The sequence below is a fragment of the Streptomyces sp. NBC_01198 genome, assembly GCF_036010485.1.
Taxonomy (GTDB): domain Bacteria; phylum Actinomycetota; class Actinomycetes; order Streptomycetales; family Streptomycetaceae; genus Actinacidiphila.
The window spans coordinates 348,519-363,764 of the sequence record NZ_CP108568.1; the positions used below are offsets into that span (position 1 = coordinate 348,519).

At 71.5% G+C, this 15,246-nt stretch carries 11 protein-coding genes and 1 pseudogene; 1 reads left to right on the top strand and 11 read right to left on the bottom strand.

Annotation, left to right across the window (positions count from 1 at the left end; translation table 11 throughout):
- Positions 1-20: 20 nt before the first annotated feature.
- The 5 genes and pseudogenes from OG702_RS01700 to OG702_RS01720 form a co-directional block, all read right to left on the bottom strand.
- Positions 21-197: pseudogene (locus OG702_RS01700) on the bottom strand (acyl carrier protein); the annotation flags it as partial.
- An 85-nt stretch (positions 198-282) separates the two neighbouring features.
- Positions 283-1,569: a ketosynthase chain-length factor gene (locus OG702_RS01705; RefSeq protein ID WP_327287044.1), complete on the bottom strand. Its 1,287-nt coding sequence runs from the start codon at positions 1,567-1,569 to the stop codon at positions 283-285.
- Entirely contained in the window at positions 1,562-2,839 is a 1,278-nt protein-coding gene (locus OG702_RS01710) for a beta-ketoacyl-[acyl-carrier-protein] synthase family protein (protein ID WP_327287045.1), read from the bottom strand. The genes OG702_RS01705 and OG702_RS01710 overlap by 8 nt, the downstream gene beginning before the upstream one ends.
- A complete protein-coding gene (locus OG702_RS01715; RefSeq protein WP_327287046.1) occupies positions 2,836-3,246 on the bottom strand; it encodes a cupin domain-containing protein in 411 nt (136 codons plus the stop codon). The genes OG702_RS01710 and OG702_RS01715 overlap by 4 nt, the downstream gene beginning before the upstream one ends.
- 12 nt (positions 3,247-3,258) lie before the next feature.
- Positions 3,259-3,582, bottom strand: a complete 324-nt coding sequence (locus tag OG702_RS01720) for a TcmI family type II polyketide cyclase (protein ID WP_327287047.1) — start codon at positions 3,580-3,582, stop codon at positions 3,259-3,261.
- A gap of 532 nt (positions 3,583-4,114) precedes the next feature.
- Between OG702_RS01720 and OG702_RS01725 the strand changes: the two genes are divergently transcribed.
- Complete coding sequence (locus OG702_RS01725; RefSeq protein ID WP_327287048.1) at positions 4,115-4,915, top strand: AfsR/SARP family transcriptional regulator; 801 nt, start codon at positions 4,115-4,117, stop codon at positions 4,913-4,915.
- Positions 4,916-4,981: 66 nt separating this feature from the next.
- Here the strand turns inward: OG702_RS01725 and OG702_RS01730 are convergent, their stop codons facing one another.
- From OG702_RS01730 to OG702_RS01755, 6 genes are all read right to left on the bottom strand, one after another.
- Positions 4,982-5,764, bottom strand: a complete 783-nt coding sequence (locus OG702_RS01730) for a thioesterase II family protein (RefSeq protein ID WP_327287050.1) — start codon at positions 5,762-5,764, stop codon at positions 4,982-4,984.
- 246 nt (positions 5,765-6,010) lie between these two features.
- Entirely contained in the window at positions 6,011-7,024 is a 1,014-nt protein-coding gene (locus OG702_RS01735) for a 2-oxoacid:ferredoxin oxidoreductase subunit beta (protein WP_327293056.1), read from the bottom strand.
- Positions 7,025-7,127: 103 nt separating this feature from the next.
- Complete coding sequence (locus tag OG702_RS01740; protein WP_327287051.1) at positions 7,128-9,068, bottom strand: 2-oxoacid:acceptor oxidoreductase subunit alpha; 1,941 nt, start codon at positions 9,066-9,068, stop codon at positions 7,128-7,130.
- A 29-nt stretch (positions 9,069-9,097) separates the two neighbouring features.
- Entirely contained in the window at positions 9,098-10,690 is a 1,593-nt protein-coding gene (locus OG702_RS01745; RefSeq protein WP_327287052.1) for an acyl-CoA carboxylase subunit beta, read from the bottom strand.
- Between the two features lie 6 nt (positions 10,691-10,696).
- A complete protein-coding gene (locus OG702_RS01750; protein WP_327287053.1) occupies positions 10,697-12,358 on the bottom strand; it encodes an NAD(P)/FAD-dependent oxidoreductase in 1,662 nt (553 codons plus the stop codon).
- A 22-nt stretch (positions 12,359-12,380) separates the two neighbouring features.
- The gene (locus OG702_RS01755) at positions 12,381-15,227 is read right to left on the bottom strand and encodes a helix-turn-helix transcriptional regulator (RefSeq protein WP_327287054.1); all 2,847 of its coding nucleotides are present in this window, start codon (positions 15,225-15,227) and stop codon (positions 12,381-12,383) included.
- Between the last annotated feature and the right edge of the window lie 19 nt (positions 15,228-15,246).

The window sequence follows — 15,246 nt, forward strand, 5'->3', positions numbered from 1 at the left end:
TGGACGCCCTCGGCGTCCAGCTGGATGTCGTAGCGGTTCTCCACCTCGGTGAGGACGTTGATCAGGCCGAGCGAGTCGACCCCCATGTCCTCGATGGTCACGGTGGGGTCGTCGGTGACGAGGACGTCGGCGGGGACGCCGGTGCAGCGCTGGATGATGTTGAGGAACTCGTTGTAGGCGAGGGGCGGCAAGGTCATCGGACCCGTCCTTTGCGTTCGCGGGGCTGTCGGTTCGCGGAGGGTGCCTGTCGGTGGTGCGGCGGCCGGATCGCGCTCCCGGCCGTCAGCCGTGGTCCTGGCCGGAGCGCAGGACCAGGGCGCTGTTGAAGCCGCCGTAGCCGCGGGCGACGACCAGGGCGGTGCGCAGCCGCGTCTGTCGCGGCTCGGTGACCAGGTCGATCGCGTGGGCTGCGGCCAGGGTGATCTGCGGGCTGGCCGGCGGGACGACCTGCTCGCGCAGCGCGAGCAGCGCGGTGACCACGTCGAGCGGTGCGCCGCCGGCGTAGAGCCGCCCGTACAGCGACTTGGGCGCGCTGACCGGGACCGCGCGCGGGCCGAAGACCTGGGCCAGGCACTTGGTCTCCGCCAGGTCCTGGTCCGGGGTGCCCATCGCGTCGGCGAAGACCACGTCGATCTGGTCCGGCCGCAGCCGGGCGTCCGCCAGCGCGATCTCGACCGCTAGGCGCAGCGCGGTCGGCCCGCTGCCGTGCACCGCCCCCGGCGGCGGGTCGAAGGTCGCCGCGTAGCCGGCGATCTCGCCGTACGTCCGGCGCACCCCGCGGGCGCGGGCGACCGCCGCGTCCTCGACCAGCAGCAGGGCGCCGCCCTCGCCCGGGACATGGCCGCACGCGGCAGCGTCGAAGGGCAGATACGCGCGCCGCGGGTCGGCGCTCTCGCTCAGCCGGCCCGAACTGCGCTGGCAGGTCAGCGCGTACGGGCTGAGCGGCGCCTCGGTGCCGCCGGTCAGCACCGCACGGGCGTCGCCGCGCAGCACCGTGCGCCGGGCCTGGCCGATGGCGTCGAGGCCGCCGGCCTGCTCGGCGACCAGGACCCCGCAGGGCCCTTTCATGCCGTGCTTGATGGACAGCTGGCCGGTGGTGGCCGCGTAGAACCAGGCGATGGACTGGTAAGGCCCCACGTACCGCGGCCCCTTGGACCACAGCGCCTCGATCTCCCGCTGCCCGAAGGCGTTTCCGCCGGAGGACGAGGCGGTGATGACGCCGAGGTCGTAGGGCGGCAGCGCCGCCGGGTCCAGGGCGGCGTCCCGCAGCGCCTCCTCGGTCGCCACCATCGCCAACTGGCTCCATCGGTCGGTCTGTACGGCCAACCGCGGGTCCACCCCCGGCACCGTCTCGGGACCGGGGATCTCACCGACCACCCGGATCGGGAAGCCGTCCGCGGCGAATCGGGTGACCGGCCCGAGGCCGCCGCGGGCGTTCAGCAGCGCGTCCCAGAAGTCGGGCACGCCCACCCCGTTGGGGGCCAGCGCCGAGATGCCGGTCACCACCGCGCGGCCCTCGGGCACGACCCTGCCGGCGGCCGCGGTGTCCGCGGCCAGGGTGTCAGCCATGGTCGGCCTCCGGCCGGGACGCGGTGAGCAGCATCGCGGTCTGGAAGCCGCCGAATCCGCTGCCGACGCTCAGTACGGTGTCGACCGGGTGTTCGCGGGCCTCCAACGGGACGTAGTCCAGGCCCAGTTCAGGGTCGGGGGTGTGCAGGTTGGCGGTCGGCGGGACGGTGTCCATCTCGATCGCCAGTGCGCAGGCGGCCAGTTCGAGAGCGCCGATGGCACCGAGCGAGTGCCCGATCATCGACTTGATGGAGCTGACCGGCACCCGGTAGGCGTGCTCACCGAGGGTGGCCTTGAAGGCGGCCGTCTCGTGCCGGTCGTTCTGCCGGGTGCCCGAGCCGTGCGCGTTGACGTAGTCGACGCTGTCCACCGGCAGCCTGGCCCGGTCAAGCGCCACCCTGATGGCCTCGGCGAGTTCCAGCCCGTCGGGGCGCAGGCCGGTCATGTGGAAGGCGTTGCTGCGCTGTGCGTAGCCGGCGATCTCGCAGTAGATCCTGGCGCCCCGGCGCCTGGCGGCGCCGGCCTCCTCCAGGATCAGCACCGCGGAGCCCTCGCCCAGCACGAAGCCGTCGCGGTCCCGGTCGAAGGGCCGGGAGGCGTGCGCCGGGTCGTCGTTGTTGGGCGAGGTGGCCCTGATCGCGTCGAAACAGGCCACGGTGATCGGCGAGATGGGGGCGTCGGTGGCCCCGGCGAGCACCATGTCGGCGGTGCCGTCCTCGATGTACTGCGCGCCCTGCGCGACCGCGTCGAGGCCGGAGGTGCAGCCGGTGGAGACCACCCGGACGGGTCCCTGCGCGCCGGCCGCCCAGGCGACCTCGGCACCGATCGCGCTGGGCACCAGCGCCCGGTAAAGGTGCGGGAAGGGGTCGTCTGCGTCCACCACCCACCGGCTGCCGTTCCCGCTGACCTGGACGTACTGCTCCTCCAGGGTGATCGTGCAGCCCACCGCGGTGCCGACGGACACCCCGATGCGGTGCGGCGGCACGTCCTCCACGGCCATGCCACTGTCGGCGAGCGCCTCGCGGGCCGCCACCACGGCGAACTGCGAACTGCGGTCCATCCGGGCCACCTCGGTGGCCGTCAGACCGCTGGCGGCGGCGTTGAAGTCGGCCTCCGCGGCGATCCTGGAGCGGAATCCCGAGGCGTCGAAGTGCGAGATCGCCCGGGTGGCGGTCCGCCCGTCGGTGAGCAGCTTCCAGAACGCCTTGGTGCCGATGCCGCCGGGAGCGACCACGCCGATCCCGGTGACCACGGCTCGGCGCTGGTTCATGAGTCCCCCTGTTCCGTCACGGGCAGCGGCTCGGTGTCGACATGACCGAGCTCGGGCCGCGGCGCGAGCGGTCCCAGCTGGAAGACCAGGCGCGCGACGCTGCCGCCGTGGTTCTCCAGCCGGTGCTTGACGTTGATGTGCAGGTGAAGCGCCTCCCCCGCGGTCAGCACCACCGGTTCGCCGTCGATCCGGGCGGTGATCTCGCCGTCCACCAGGTAGAGGAACTCCTCCGAGTGCGGGTGGTAGTGCTCGGTGACCACCTCGCCGGGCTCCAGGCTGAGCACCCCCATGAAGCCGGAGGTGGCGCCCGCGGTGCCGGGGCTGAGCAGGGTGCGCAGATCGCCGCCGCGGCGCCGGTTGGGCTCCACGTCCTTCGCCGCGATCTTGGTCATACGTTCGCCGGCCATCGCCGACTCCTCTCAGTCCGACTGCCAGGTGTAGAACTCGTGTGCCATGGCGTCCTCGGGGCCACGCCAGGTCCGGGGGTCGTACGCGTCGATGTGCGCCGCGAGGCGCTCGTTGACGTCCTTGAAGAGGGTGTGGTCGCGAACTTCGGCAAGGGGCCGACGGACCTCTTCCTCAGCAGCGATGTAATGCATGTACAGATCGTGGAATCGAAAGAGCCGGCGCTCGCGCACCCCGATCAGATGCGGGAGTTCACCGGCGTCGGATTCCGCGAAGATTCGAGCCACTTCCGCTGCCGAATCCGGCTTGATTCGAGCCACAATGAGCGTGCTGCGCATGTCATTCCTCCACTCCCGATGCGTCGCGCAAAGCAGCGACCGGATCAGATTCCCCGGGTCCTGCAAAGCGCGCATGAGGGGGTGGAAAAACGTCCGCGGACGTGTGCTGTGAGGCGATTCGGCAGCGTATGCTCGGCGTTGGGGAGCGACGCTTCGCAACCACGCACCTGCCCGAAAGTACCGCGTCCCTTCATCCCGGGGACCATAGGCAGCGCGTCGGCCGATCGGTACGCTCGTGGCATCCGCACGACGGTTACCAATTCGTTTGGTACGGCACGCCCCGTCCGTATGCGCAAAGAGCACAGCCCGGTGCACTGATTCGCCGTTCCGGGCGACAGGTCACTCCGTCACGGGGACGGGGTGCATGCGATCGTTCAGAGGGGACCACGTGGACAGCCTGAACGTTTTCGAATCGAAGTTTCCGCACGGCCTACGCGCAGGGGGCGCGGCGGTGCGTGATCTGTCCTGCCGACCTGGCACGGGTCCCCTGTCCGGCCGCCCGGCAGCCGACTGTACGGAAGCGGACCTGTCGGTGCACGAGAAGGCGTTACCCACGGTGTCGCTGCGGCTGCTCGGGCCGCTCGAAGTGGTCGCCGACGCCGTCGAGGTGCCGCTCCCCCAGCGCAAGCTGCGCCAGTTGCTCGCGACGCTGGTGATCAGGCCGAACGCGACCGTCTCCAGCGACTCGCTGATCCGCGACCTGTGGGGCGACCAGCCGCCGGCCACCGCACTGTCCGCGCTGCGGGTGTACGTCTCGCAGCTGCGGAAGTTCCTGGCACGGCACGGCCTCGACAGCTGGTGCATGCTGCGCACCAGGACGCCCGGCTACCAGCTCAAGGTCGACGACCGCATCCTGGACACCGTCAGGTTCGAGCGGCTGTGCCTGCGCGGCCGCGAGCGGGCCGATGTCGGCGACCTGGAGGCGGCCTCCCGCCTGTACCGCGAGGCGCTGGCACTGCGCCGCGGCCCGACGCTGGAGGACCTGCGGGACGGCCCGGCACTGGCCGGCGCCGCGCTGCAGTACGACGAGGCGTGGATGACCGCGCTGCGCCGCCGTATCGACGTCGACCTGACGCTGGGCGGGCACCACGAACTGGTCGGCGAACTGCGCCGGCTGATGGCCGAGGACCAGCTCAACGAGGGGTTCTGCGCCCGCCTGATGCTCGCGCTGCACCGCAGCGGCCGCAGCGGCGAGGCACTCGAGGTCTACCGCCGCACCCGGGCACAGCTCATCGAGGAGCTGGGCATCGAACCGGGCGTGGAGCTGCGGATGGCCCACCAGACCGTCCTGACCGACGACGCCCTCATCCCCGCGGCGTCCGCGATGGCCTGACCGGGCCGGATCGCGGACAGGAGCCCGGTAACGGCCCGTGGGGCGGTTACCGGGTTCACCTCGGACTCAGCGGCCGCTCCCGGTCGGCTGCGGCGCCGCCGCGAGCCGGTCCAGGACCAGGCTGCCGATCTCCGGCCAGCGCTCGGCGAGGAAGAAGTGGCCGCCGGCGAAGGTGTGGATCTCGCACCCGGCCGCGGTGTGCCGGGTCCAGGCCCGCGCCTCCTCCCCCGTCACCCGCGGGTCGTTGTCCCCGGTCAGCACGGTGACCGGACACTCCAGCGGCGGCCCCTGCGGGTGCCGGTACGTCTCCACCGCCCGGTAGTCGCTGCGCAGCACCGGCAGCGCCATCCGCAGCACCTCCTCGTCGGCGAGGACCTCGGGCGGCGTGCCGTCCAGCGCCCTGATGTCGGCGAGCAGCGCGCCGTCACCCGCGAGGTGCAGCTGCTCGTCCCGGTACGCCGAGGGCGCCCGTCGCCCGGACGCGAAGAGCCGCACGGGTCCGGCGCCGTCGGCCGCCAGCCGCCGCGCGACCTCGTACCCCACGACCGCGCCCATGCTGTGGCCGAACAGCGCCAGCCGCTCGCCGCGCCAGGGCGCCAGTGCCTCGGCTGCGCCGTCCGCGATCCTGGCGATGTCGTCGAGCAGGGGCTCCCGACATCGGTCCTGGCGGCCCGGATACTGCACGCACAACACCTCGGCCCGCTGTCTGAGTTCCGCCGAGAACGGGTGGAAGAAGCCGGCCGCGCCGCCGGCGTGCGGGAAGCAGACGAGCCGGGCGGACGCGTCCGCGTACGGGTGGAAGCGGCGCACCCACGTCCGGGTGGCTGCGCCGGTGAGTGTAGGCGGCACGATTTTCCTCACGTCGTGGTCGTTGACGCCCCTTCGCGGGGCGCGGGCTTGCGGTGCCCCTCCCGCGGGAGGGTGCGCTTCCCCGGGCGGGGGGTGCGCGGTTTCCCCTGCGCAGGGGGTGCCCCTCAGGGGCGCGGGGAACTGCGCGCTCAGCCGACCGCCGACCGGTGGTCCGTCTTCGACAGCAACAGCCCCTTTTGGGCGGTGACGACCCGCGCCCCTGGGGGGTGCCCCCCTGGCGCTGGGTCAGGAGACGGTCCAGGTGTCGGGGCCGGCGAGGAGGGTGGCGAGGTTGCCTGGGCCGTATTGGGTGGTGGCCTGGTCGAGTTGGTCGGCCATGTCGGTGTCGTAGACGGGTCGTCGGGTGTCGCGCAGGACGCCGATGGGGGTGTGGTGGAGGGTGTCGGGGTCGGCGAGGCGGGACAGGGCGAAGGCGGTGGCGGGGTTGGGGGTGTGGGCGTCGTGGATGAGGATGTGGTCGGTGGTGGTGTCGGTGACGTCCACGACGGTCAGGTCGCCGGTGTGGGGGTCGCGGATGACGCCCCTGGAGCCCAGGCCGTCGGGGGCGGGGGTGCCGAAGCGGATGGGCTGGCCGTGTTCGAGGCGGACGACGGCCTCGGTGGCGGTCGCGGTGTCCTTGAGGGCGTCGAAGGCGCCGTCGTTGAAGATGTTGCAGTTCTGGTAGATCTCGACCAGCGCGGTGCCGGGGTGGTCGGCTGCCGCCCGCAGGACGGACTGCAGGTGTTTGCGGTCGGAGTCGATGGTGCGGGCCACGAAGGAGGCCTCCGCGCCGATCGCCAGCGAGACCGGGTTGAAGGGGGCGTCCAGCGATCCCATCGGCGTGGACTTGGTGATCTTCCCGGTCTCCGACGTCGGCGAGTACTGCCCCTTGGTCAGCCCGTAGATCCGGTTGTTGAACAGCAGGATCTTCAGGTTCACGTTCCGCCGCAGCGCGTGGATCAGGTGGTTCCCGCCGATGGACAGCGCGTCGCCGTCCCCGGTGACGACCCATACCGACAGGTCCCGCCGGGAGGTCGCAAGACCGGTGGCGATGGCGGGGGCGCGGCCGTGGATGGAGTGCATGCCGTAGGTGTTCATGTAGTAGGGGAAGCGGGAGGAGCAGCCGATCCCGGAGATGAACACCACGTTCTCCCGGGCCAGTCCCAGTTCCGGCATGAAGGACTGCACCGCGGCCAGGACCGCGTAGTCCCCGCAGCCGGGGCACCAGCGGACCTCCTGGTCGGATTTGAAGTCCTTCATCGACTGCCGGCCGGCCGCCTTGGGCACCAGCGAGAGCGCCTCGGAGACCCCAGTCACCCCGGACACCCCGGTCGCCCCCAGTGCCCCGGACACTCCAGTGACCTCAGGCATGGTCTGCCTCCTGCGTCGTGATCGCGGTGATGGAGTCGGCGAGCTGTTCGGCCTTGAAGGGCAGCCCGGTGACCTGTGTCAGGGAGGTGGCGTCGACCAGGTAGCGGGCGCGCAGCAGGTGGGCGAGCTGGCCGAGGTTCATCTCCGGCACCACCACCCGCTCATAGGAGCCCAGGATGTGTTCCAGGTTCGCGGGGAAGGGGTTGAGGTGGCGCAGGTGGACCTGCGCGACCTCCTGGCCGGTGCCGCGGATCCGCCGCACCGCGGCGGTCACCGGCCCATACGTCGAGCCCCACCCCACGACGAGGGTGCGGGCCCGGCCGGTGGGGTCGTCGACCGCCGCGTCGGGCACGGTGATGTTGTCGATCTTGGCCTGGCGGGTGCGGACCATCAGGTCGTGGTTGGCCGGGTCGTAGGAGATGTTGCCGGTGCCGTCCTGCTTCTCGATCCCGCCGATCCGGTGCTCCAGGCCCGCCGTGCCGGGCACCGCCCACGGGCGGGCCAGCGTGACCGGGTCCCGCAGATACGGCCAGAACGACTCCACCCCCTCGGCGTCGGTGTGGTTGGGGCCGGCCGCGAACTCCACCCGCAGATCCGGCAGCTCCTCCACGTCGGGGATCCGCCAGGGCTCGGAGCCGTTGGCGAGGTAGCCGTCGGAGAGCAGGAAGACCGGGGTGCGGTAGGTCACCGCGATCCGGGCGGCCTCCAGCGCCATCGCGAAGCAGTCACCGGCGGTTGCCGGGGCCAGCACCGGGACCGGGGCCTCCCCGTTGCGGCCGAACATCGCCTGCAACAGGTCGGCCTGCTCGGTCTTGGTCGGCAGCCCCGTCGAGGGCCCGCCGCGCTGGATGTCGACCACCAGCAGCGGCAGCTCCAGCGACACCGCCAAACCGATCGTCTCCGACTTCAGCGCCACCCCCGGCCCCGACGTCGTCGTCACCGCGAGGGACCCGCCGAACGCGGCCCCCAGCGCCGCACCGATCGCGGCGATCTCGTCCTCGGCCTGGAACGTCCGCACCCCGAAATTCTTGTGCCGGGACAGCTCGTGCAGAATGTCGGAGGCCGGCGTGATCGGATACGACCCCAGGAACAACGGCAGCCCCGACTGCCGGCCCGCCGCGATCAACCCGTACGACAGCGCCAGATTCCCGGAAATGTTCCGGTAGGTTCCCGCGGGAAACGCCGACGACGCAGGAGCGACCTCGTAGGAGACCGCGAAATCCTCCGTCGTCTCCCCGAAGTTCCACCCCGCACGGAACGCCGCCACGTTCGCCGCCGCGATATCCGGCTTCCCCGCGAACTTCCGCAGCAAGAACGCCTCGGTACCCTCCGTCGGCCGGTGATACATCCACGACAGCAACCCCAGAGCGAACATGTTCTTCGCCCGCTCCGCGTCCTTCCGCGCCAGCCCCGAATCCTTCAACGCCTCCAGCGTCAGCGTCGTCAACGGCACCTCATGCACCGCGAACCCCGCCAGCGACCCGTCCAGCAGCGGACTCACCGGCCAGCCCACCTTGCCCAGCGCACGCCGGGTGAACTCATCGGTGTTCACGATGACCTCCGCACCCCGCGGCAGATCACCCAGATTCGCCTTCAACGCCGCCGGATTCATCGCCACCAGCACATCCGGCGCATCCCCCGGCGTCAGAATGTCATGATCCGCGAAATGCAACTGGAACGACGACACACCCGGCAACGTCCCCGCAGGCGCCCGAATCTCCGCCGGGAAATTCGGCAACGTCGACAGATCATTACCGAACGACGCCGTCTCCGACGTAAAACGATCACCCGTGAGCTGCATACCATCACCCGAATCACCCGCAAAACGAATGATCACACGGTCCATCCGCTGGACCTTCTTGGCGGTCCTGAACGGCTGGTCCGGCGCGGTGGCGGCGGTCGGGTGCTCCGCCTCTTCGACCTGGCTGGTCACGTTACTGCGCCTCCTGGAAGCGGGTGCGTTCACTGCGGCGGGTTGCCATGCTTGCGCACCGGTAGATCGGCGTGCTTGGTCCGCAGCATGCGCAGCGAGCGGACCAGGACGTCACGGGTGTCGGCGGGATCGATGACGTCGTCGACGAGGCCGCGTTCCGCCGCGTAGTAGGGGTGCATGAGTTCGTCCCTGTACTGCTTGACCATCTCCGTACGTGTCCCTTCGGGATCGTCGGAGTCGGCGATCCGGCGGCGGAAGATGACGTTGGCCGCGCCTTCCGCGCCCATCACCGCGATCTCGTTCGAGGGCCAGGCGAACGACAGGTCCGCGCCCACCGAGCGGGAGTCCATGACGATGTACGCGCCACCGTAGGCCTTGCGGAGCACCAGGGAGATGCGCGGGACGGTCGCGTTGCAATACGCGTAGAGCAGCTTCGCGCCGTGCCTGATGATGCCGCCGTGCTCCTGCCCGACGCCGGGCAGGAAGCCGGGGACGTCGAGGAGGGTCACGATCGGGATGTTGAAGGCGTCGCAGAACTGGACGAAGCGCGCTGCCTTCTCCGAGGCGTGGATGTCCAGGACGCCGGCCAGTGCCTGCGGCTGGTTGGCCACGACGCCGACGGTGTGGCCGTCGAACCGGGTCAGCGCGCAGATCACGTTGGCGGCCCAGCGTTCGTGGATCTCCAGGAACTCGCCGTCGTCGACGATCTCCTCGATGACCTTGTGCATGTCGTAGGGCCGCTGGCCCTCGACGGGGACCAGGTCGAGCAGCCCCTCGCAGCGCCGGCCCGCGGGATCGAGGGCCGGTTCCACGGGCGCCGTCTCCCGGTTGTTCTGCGGCAGCAGCGAGAGCAGGTAGCGGACCTCTTCGAGGCAGGTCTGCTCGTCGTCGTAGGCGAAGTGCGCGACACCCGACACCTCGGCGTGCACGTCGGCGCCGCCCAGGCCGTTCTGGGTGATCTGCTCGCCGGTGACGGCCTGGACCACATCGGGTCCCGTGATGAACATCTGCGAGGTCTCGCGGACCATGAAGACGAAGTCGGTGAGCGCCGGTGAGTAGGCGGCGCCGCCCGCGCACGGGCCGAGCATCACGCTGATCTGCGGGATGACGCCGGAGGCGCGGGTGTTGCGCTGGAAGATGCCGCCGTAGCCGGCGAGCGCCGAGACGCCCTCCTGGATCCGGGCGCCGGCGCCGTCGTTGAGCGACACCAGCGGGGCGCCGGCCGAGATGGCCATGTCCATGATCTTGTGGATCTTGGTGGCGTGCGCCTCGCCCAGCGCGCCGCCGAAGATCCGGAAGTCATGGGCGTAGACGAAGACCGTGCGGCCGTGGACGGTGCCCCAGCCGGTGACCACACCGTCGGTGTACGGCCGCCGGGCCTCCAAGCCGAACCCGGTCGCCCGGTGCCGCCGCAACGGCTCCACCTCGGTGAAGCTGCCCTCGTCGAGCAGCAGGTCGATCCGCTCCCGGGCGGTGAGCTTGCCCTTGGCGTGCTGCGCCTCGGTCGCCCGGGTGCCGGGACCCTGCTTGGCCTGCTCCTGGACGGCGTGCAGCTCCGCGACCCGGGCGCGCAGGTCCCCCGCGTCCGGCGCGGTCTGCACGATGTCCTCGACGACGGTCATGGCGACTCACTCACCGCCCTTGAGCCGCATCCTGACCAGGCCCTTGCTGGCGTTGATCATGCGCGGGCCGATCTCCGGCGGCGCCTCGCGGCGGCACCAGACGGCGTTGCGCGCCATCTTGCCCGGCGACATGTTGAAGCAGCGGGTGTCGCGTTCGCCGAGCCGGAAGGAGGGCGCGACGAAGTCGGCGTTCTTGATGTGCTCCAGGATCCGGTGGGCCGCGGCGGTCGCGTCGGTCCTGTTCTCCTCGACCAGCTGGCACTGCTCGCGCACCAGCCGGCCCATGTCGTTGAATCCGGCGCTGACCGGCAGCGGCGAGCCGGGGTACTTCGACTGCTCCAGCTCCAGGAAGACGTCGTCCCTGCCGGTCTTGACGAACCGGTAGTAGGCGTCCTCCAGCATCACGTTGCCGAGCATGGTGCCGAGCATCCAGGTGCGGTTGACGGCGTTCCACAGCTCGTAGTTGCGGAAGCCGACGAAGGAGCTGTAGACGATGTCGTCGTGGAAGTCGAACAGCCCCTGCTGCAGGCTGTCGACGTAGCCGAAGCGCTCCTGCGACCAGTCGCCGTCGCGGGACGCGGCGATCAGCCGCCAGCCCAGCGCGTTGACCACTTCGAGGGTGTTGGTCAGGCCGCGCGAGTAGAGCGCGTCGATGAAGCCGGCCGCGTGCGAGGTCAGGCAGTAGCGCTCACCGACCACCTGGTTGGCCGAATACTGCAGCCGCCCGGTGGACACCCAGGGGCGTACGGCCCTGGCGCCCTCGAACTGCCAGGCGATCTCCGGGAAGCGCTTGAGGAAGTCGTCGAACTCCTGCTCGGCGCTCAGCTCGCCCTTGGGGTACTTGCGCGGGTCGAGGGTCAGGCCGACGCTGCACAGCGGGTTCGTGGAGCCCTCGTGGTTGTCGAACGGGATGACCCACAGCCAGCCGCCGTCGAAGACGTGGTGCAGGGTGCCGTTGTGCCACGGGTTGGGCTGGTCGTGGTTCTTCGCTGCGGGCGCGTCGTCGAAGCGCTTGACGCCGATCATGTGCGTGAACATGGCCCGGGTGTGGGTCTTCGCCCGGGTGGGCGTCTCGCGCAGGCCGAACCGCTCGGCGAGCGGCGAGCGGAAGCCGCTGCCGTCCACGACGTATTTGGCGCGGAACTCCTCCCCGCTGTCGGCCCGCAGCACCGCTCCGCTCGCCGGGTCGATGTCCACGTCGGAGATCCGGGTGGCGAGCCGGGCGTGAGCGCCGTACTTCACCGCGACATTGAAGAGGTAGGCGTCGATGTCCTGGCGGAACAGGTGGGTCTCGGTCCTGATCGCCGACGGCACGACCAGCTGGTTGATCTCCTGCGCGTTCTGCGCCTCGCCCTCGCGGTGGTAGACGAAGCCGAAGTTCTGCTTCTGGCCGCAACTGCGGGTGACATGCTTCTGGATGCCCTTGAAGCTGGACAGCGGCATCAGCTCCGGCACCTGGTAGCGGTCGGCCAGCAGCCGGGTCATGCCGGAGGTGTACGGGATGGTCGACTCGCCGACGGCGAACCGGGGGTGGGTGCCCGCGTCGAGCAGTAGCACGCGTACGCCGTTGCGGGCGAGCACCGCCCCGAGCAGACCGCCTGCCATGCCGCTGCCGAGGATGGCCACATCGAATTCGTTGCTGCGCGGGTGGGCGGAACTGGAGTTCACGTCCCTCACCTAGCCTTCCTTGTCAACAGGTCTGCCGGTCGGATACGGCTGCCAGCGTGCTCTCCGCTGGCAGTTGGGTTCGGGTGGTGACGCCGAGCTTGCGGAAGATCCTGGTGAGGTGCTGCTCCACCGTGCTGACGGTGACGACCAGCTTCTGCGAGATCTCCTTGTTGGTGTGGCCCCGTGCGGCGAGCACGGCGACCCGGCGTTCTGCGCCGCTGAGCTGGGCGACGGCGGCGAGCCGGGTGTCGCGTTCCCCGGCCGGGGAGCCGCTGCCGGCCAGTTCGGCCACCAGCTCGCGTTCCAGCGGTACGGCGCCGGCCTCGCGGGCCAGTCGCAGGGCGGACTCGCGGGGCGCCCGAGCCCGGCCGGGGCGGCCCGACTCGGTGTGGGCGCGGCCGAGGTCGGCCAGTGCGCCGGCCAGCTGCAGCCGGTCGCCGCAGATCTGCAGCACCTCCACGGCCTCGCTGAGCAGCGGCACCCGGGCGGCCGGCGGGCCGGCGGCCGCGAGGACCCGCAGCGACATGCCGCGGGCGCGGCTGGGCCGCAGGTCGACCATGTCCATCTGCTCGCGGGCCAGCGTGTAGGCGCGGGCCTGGTCGCCGAGCATCACATGGGCGCGGGCCGCCTCGCTGCGCCAGGGCACCAGCGTCGGCTGGTCGAATCCCCAGCGGGCCATCAGGTCGCCGCACGCCATGAAGTCGTCGAGCGCCGCGTAGGGGCGGCCGGTGGCGAGGTGGTAGTGGCCGCGGGCCTGCAGGAAGTACAGCCCGAACCGGCTGGAGTACATCCCCTCGGGGAAGGAGAACTGCAGGTAGGCCGCGGCCGCCTCGACGTCGCCGGTGTCGGTGGCGGCCTCCACCAGGTTGGCCAGCGGGCCGCCGATGCAGACACCCCAGCTGTCGGCGGGCACCTGGGCGAGCGCGGCCTCGGCGAGCAGCCTGGCGCGTATCGGGCGGCCCTCGCGCAGCGCGATCCCGGCCCGCAGCGAGGAGAACTCCGCCACCCACAGCGGGACATGGCGGGCCCGTGACTCCTCGAGCCAGTGGTCGCACCAGCTGCCCGCCGCGTCGAGCCGGTCGGAGAAGGCCAGCGCGGCGACCGCGCACATCAGCCACTCCTGGGTGTTCTTGCCGAGCCGCATGGCCCGCATCGCCTCTTCCGCGACCGAGGCGACGGCGTCGTCCGGGCCATGTGCCAGAACGTGTGAGAGGGCAGCGGCGCCGCGCACCCGCGGGTCCTCGTCGGAGCGGGAGCGGTGGGCGGCGTCGAGGGCGGGGCGGCGGCCGCCGCGGCCGTGCTGGGTGACCAGCACCGGATACGAGGCGGACAGCAGTTCGCGGGTGGCCCGCACCTCCACCGCCCAGCCGGGGTCGGCGAGTTCCTCGCGCTCGACCATCCGCTGGACGGCGTCCACCGCCTCGTCGAAACGGCCGTGCCACAGCAGGTACTTGGCGAGCATCAGCGCGTGCCGGTCGGGCAGCCGGCCGTCGCGGAGGGCGACGGCGAGCTCGCCGAGGTGCGGTGCGCTGATGGAGGGGTTGAGCGCCCACGCGGTCGAGGCGAGCAGGGCCTTGAGGCAGACCTGCTCGCCCTCGTCCTGGCAGATCCGCAGGGCCGCGTCGAGGCAGGCGTGCGCCTCGGAGGCGCGGTTGCCGGCCAGGTGCCTCTCCGCCGCCTCGCGCAGCACGGTGCCCGCCCAGGGCTCGGTGATCTCGTCGCAGGCCAGCAGGTGGCTGGCCACCCGGGTGACGGAGGCACCCTCGCGGTAGAGCAACTGGGCGGCGCGCTGGTGAAGGTCGCCGCGCTCGGCGGCGCTGAGGCTGTCCAGGACGGCCTGCCGGGCGGCGGGTCCGCGCAGCCGGCGGCCGGCGAGCAGGCCGGCGGAGCGCAGCGCCTGCTCGGCCCTGGCGATCTCGGCGGGTTCGCCGCCGAGCAGCGCGCCCGGCAGGATCAGGCCGTCGCCGAGGTCGCCGTCGAGGATGCCGAGCACCTGGGCCATCCGCAGCAGCGGGGTGCTGCCCCGGTGCAGCAGGCTCAGGTACATGTCGCGGTAGGCCTCGCCGCAGGACAGCCGTACGTCGGCGGCGTGCCGGTGGCCCGGGGCGGCGCCGAGGTTGTCCTCGGCCAGCGCCCGCACCAGCAGCGGGTTGCCGCCGCTGGCCGCGTGGCAGGCGGCGCCCAGTTCCGCGGCGGCCAGGCTGCCGAGGTGGTCGGCGATCAGCTCGCTGACCCCGCCGGGGGTCAGCGGGCCCAGCGTGATGCGCCGGTAGTTGGGCTGCCGCATCAGCTCGGCGCGCAGCCGCGGGTAGACCGGCCGGGACAGCGGGCACTCGGTGAGGGCCAGCGCGATCCTGGACGACCGCAGCTGGCGCACCAGTTGCAGCAGCCAGTACAGCGAGATGTCGTCGGCCAGCTGGATGTCGTCGACGCAGAGCAGCACCGGGGTGTGCTCGGCGGTGTCGAGCACCCACAGCACCAGCCGACGCAGCGCCTCGGTGACCGCGGGGTGCAGCGCCGCCTCGTCGGCCCCCGGGTCCTGGTCGGCGAACGGCGGGAAGGCGCCGACCCGTTCCAGCAGGGGCGAGACGCCGGCCGTGTCACCGGAGCCGGCGCCGCCCATCGGGGCGGTGCAGCGCAGCAGCTGGTTGAGCACCCCGCCGGGAGAGCGCTGCTCGGCCGCCGAGCAGACCGCGTCCAGGACGACGTACCCCTGCTCGGAGGCCCGCTTGAGCAGCGCGGTCAGCAGCTCGGACTTGCCGCATCCCATGGCACCGCTGATCAGGACCGCGCCTCCGGTGCCGGCCGCGCACTCGCCGAGCAGGTCGTCGATCTCGGACAGTTCCGCACTGCGTTCGATCAGCTGCATCCGTGCTCCTCCCCACCTC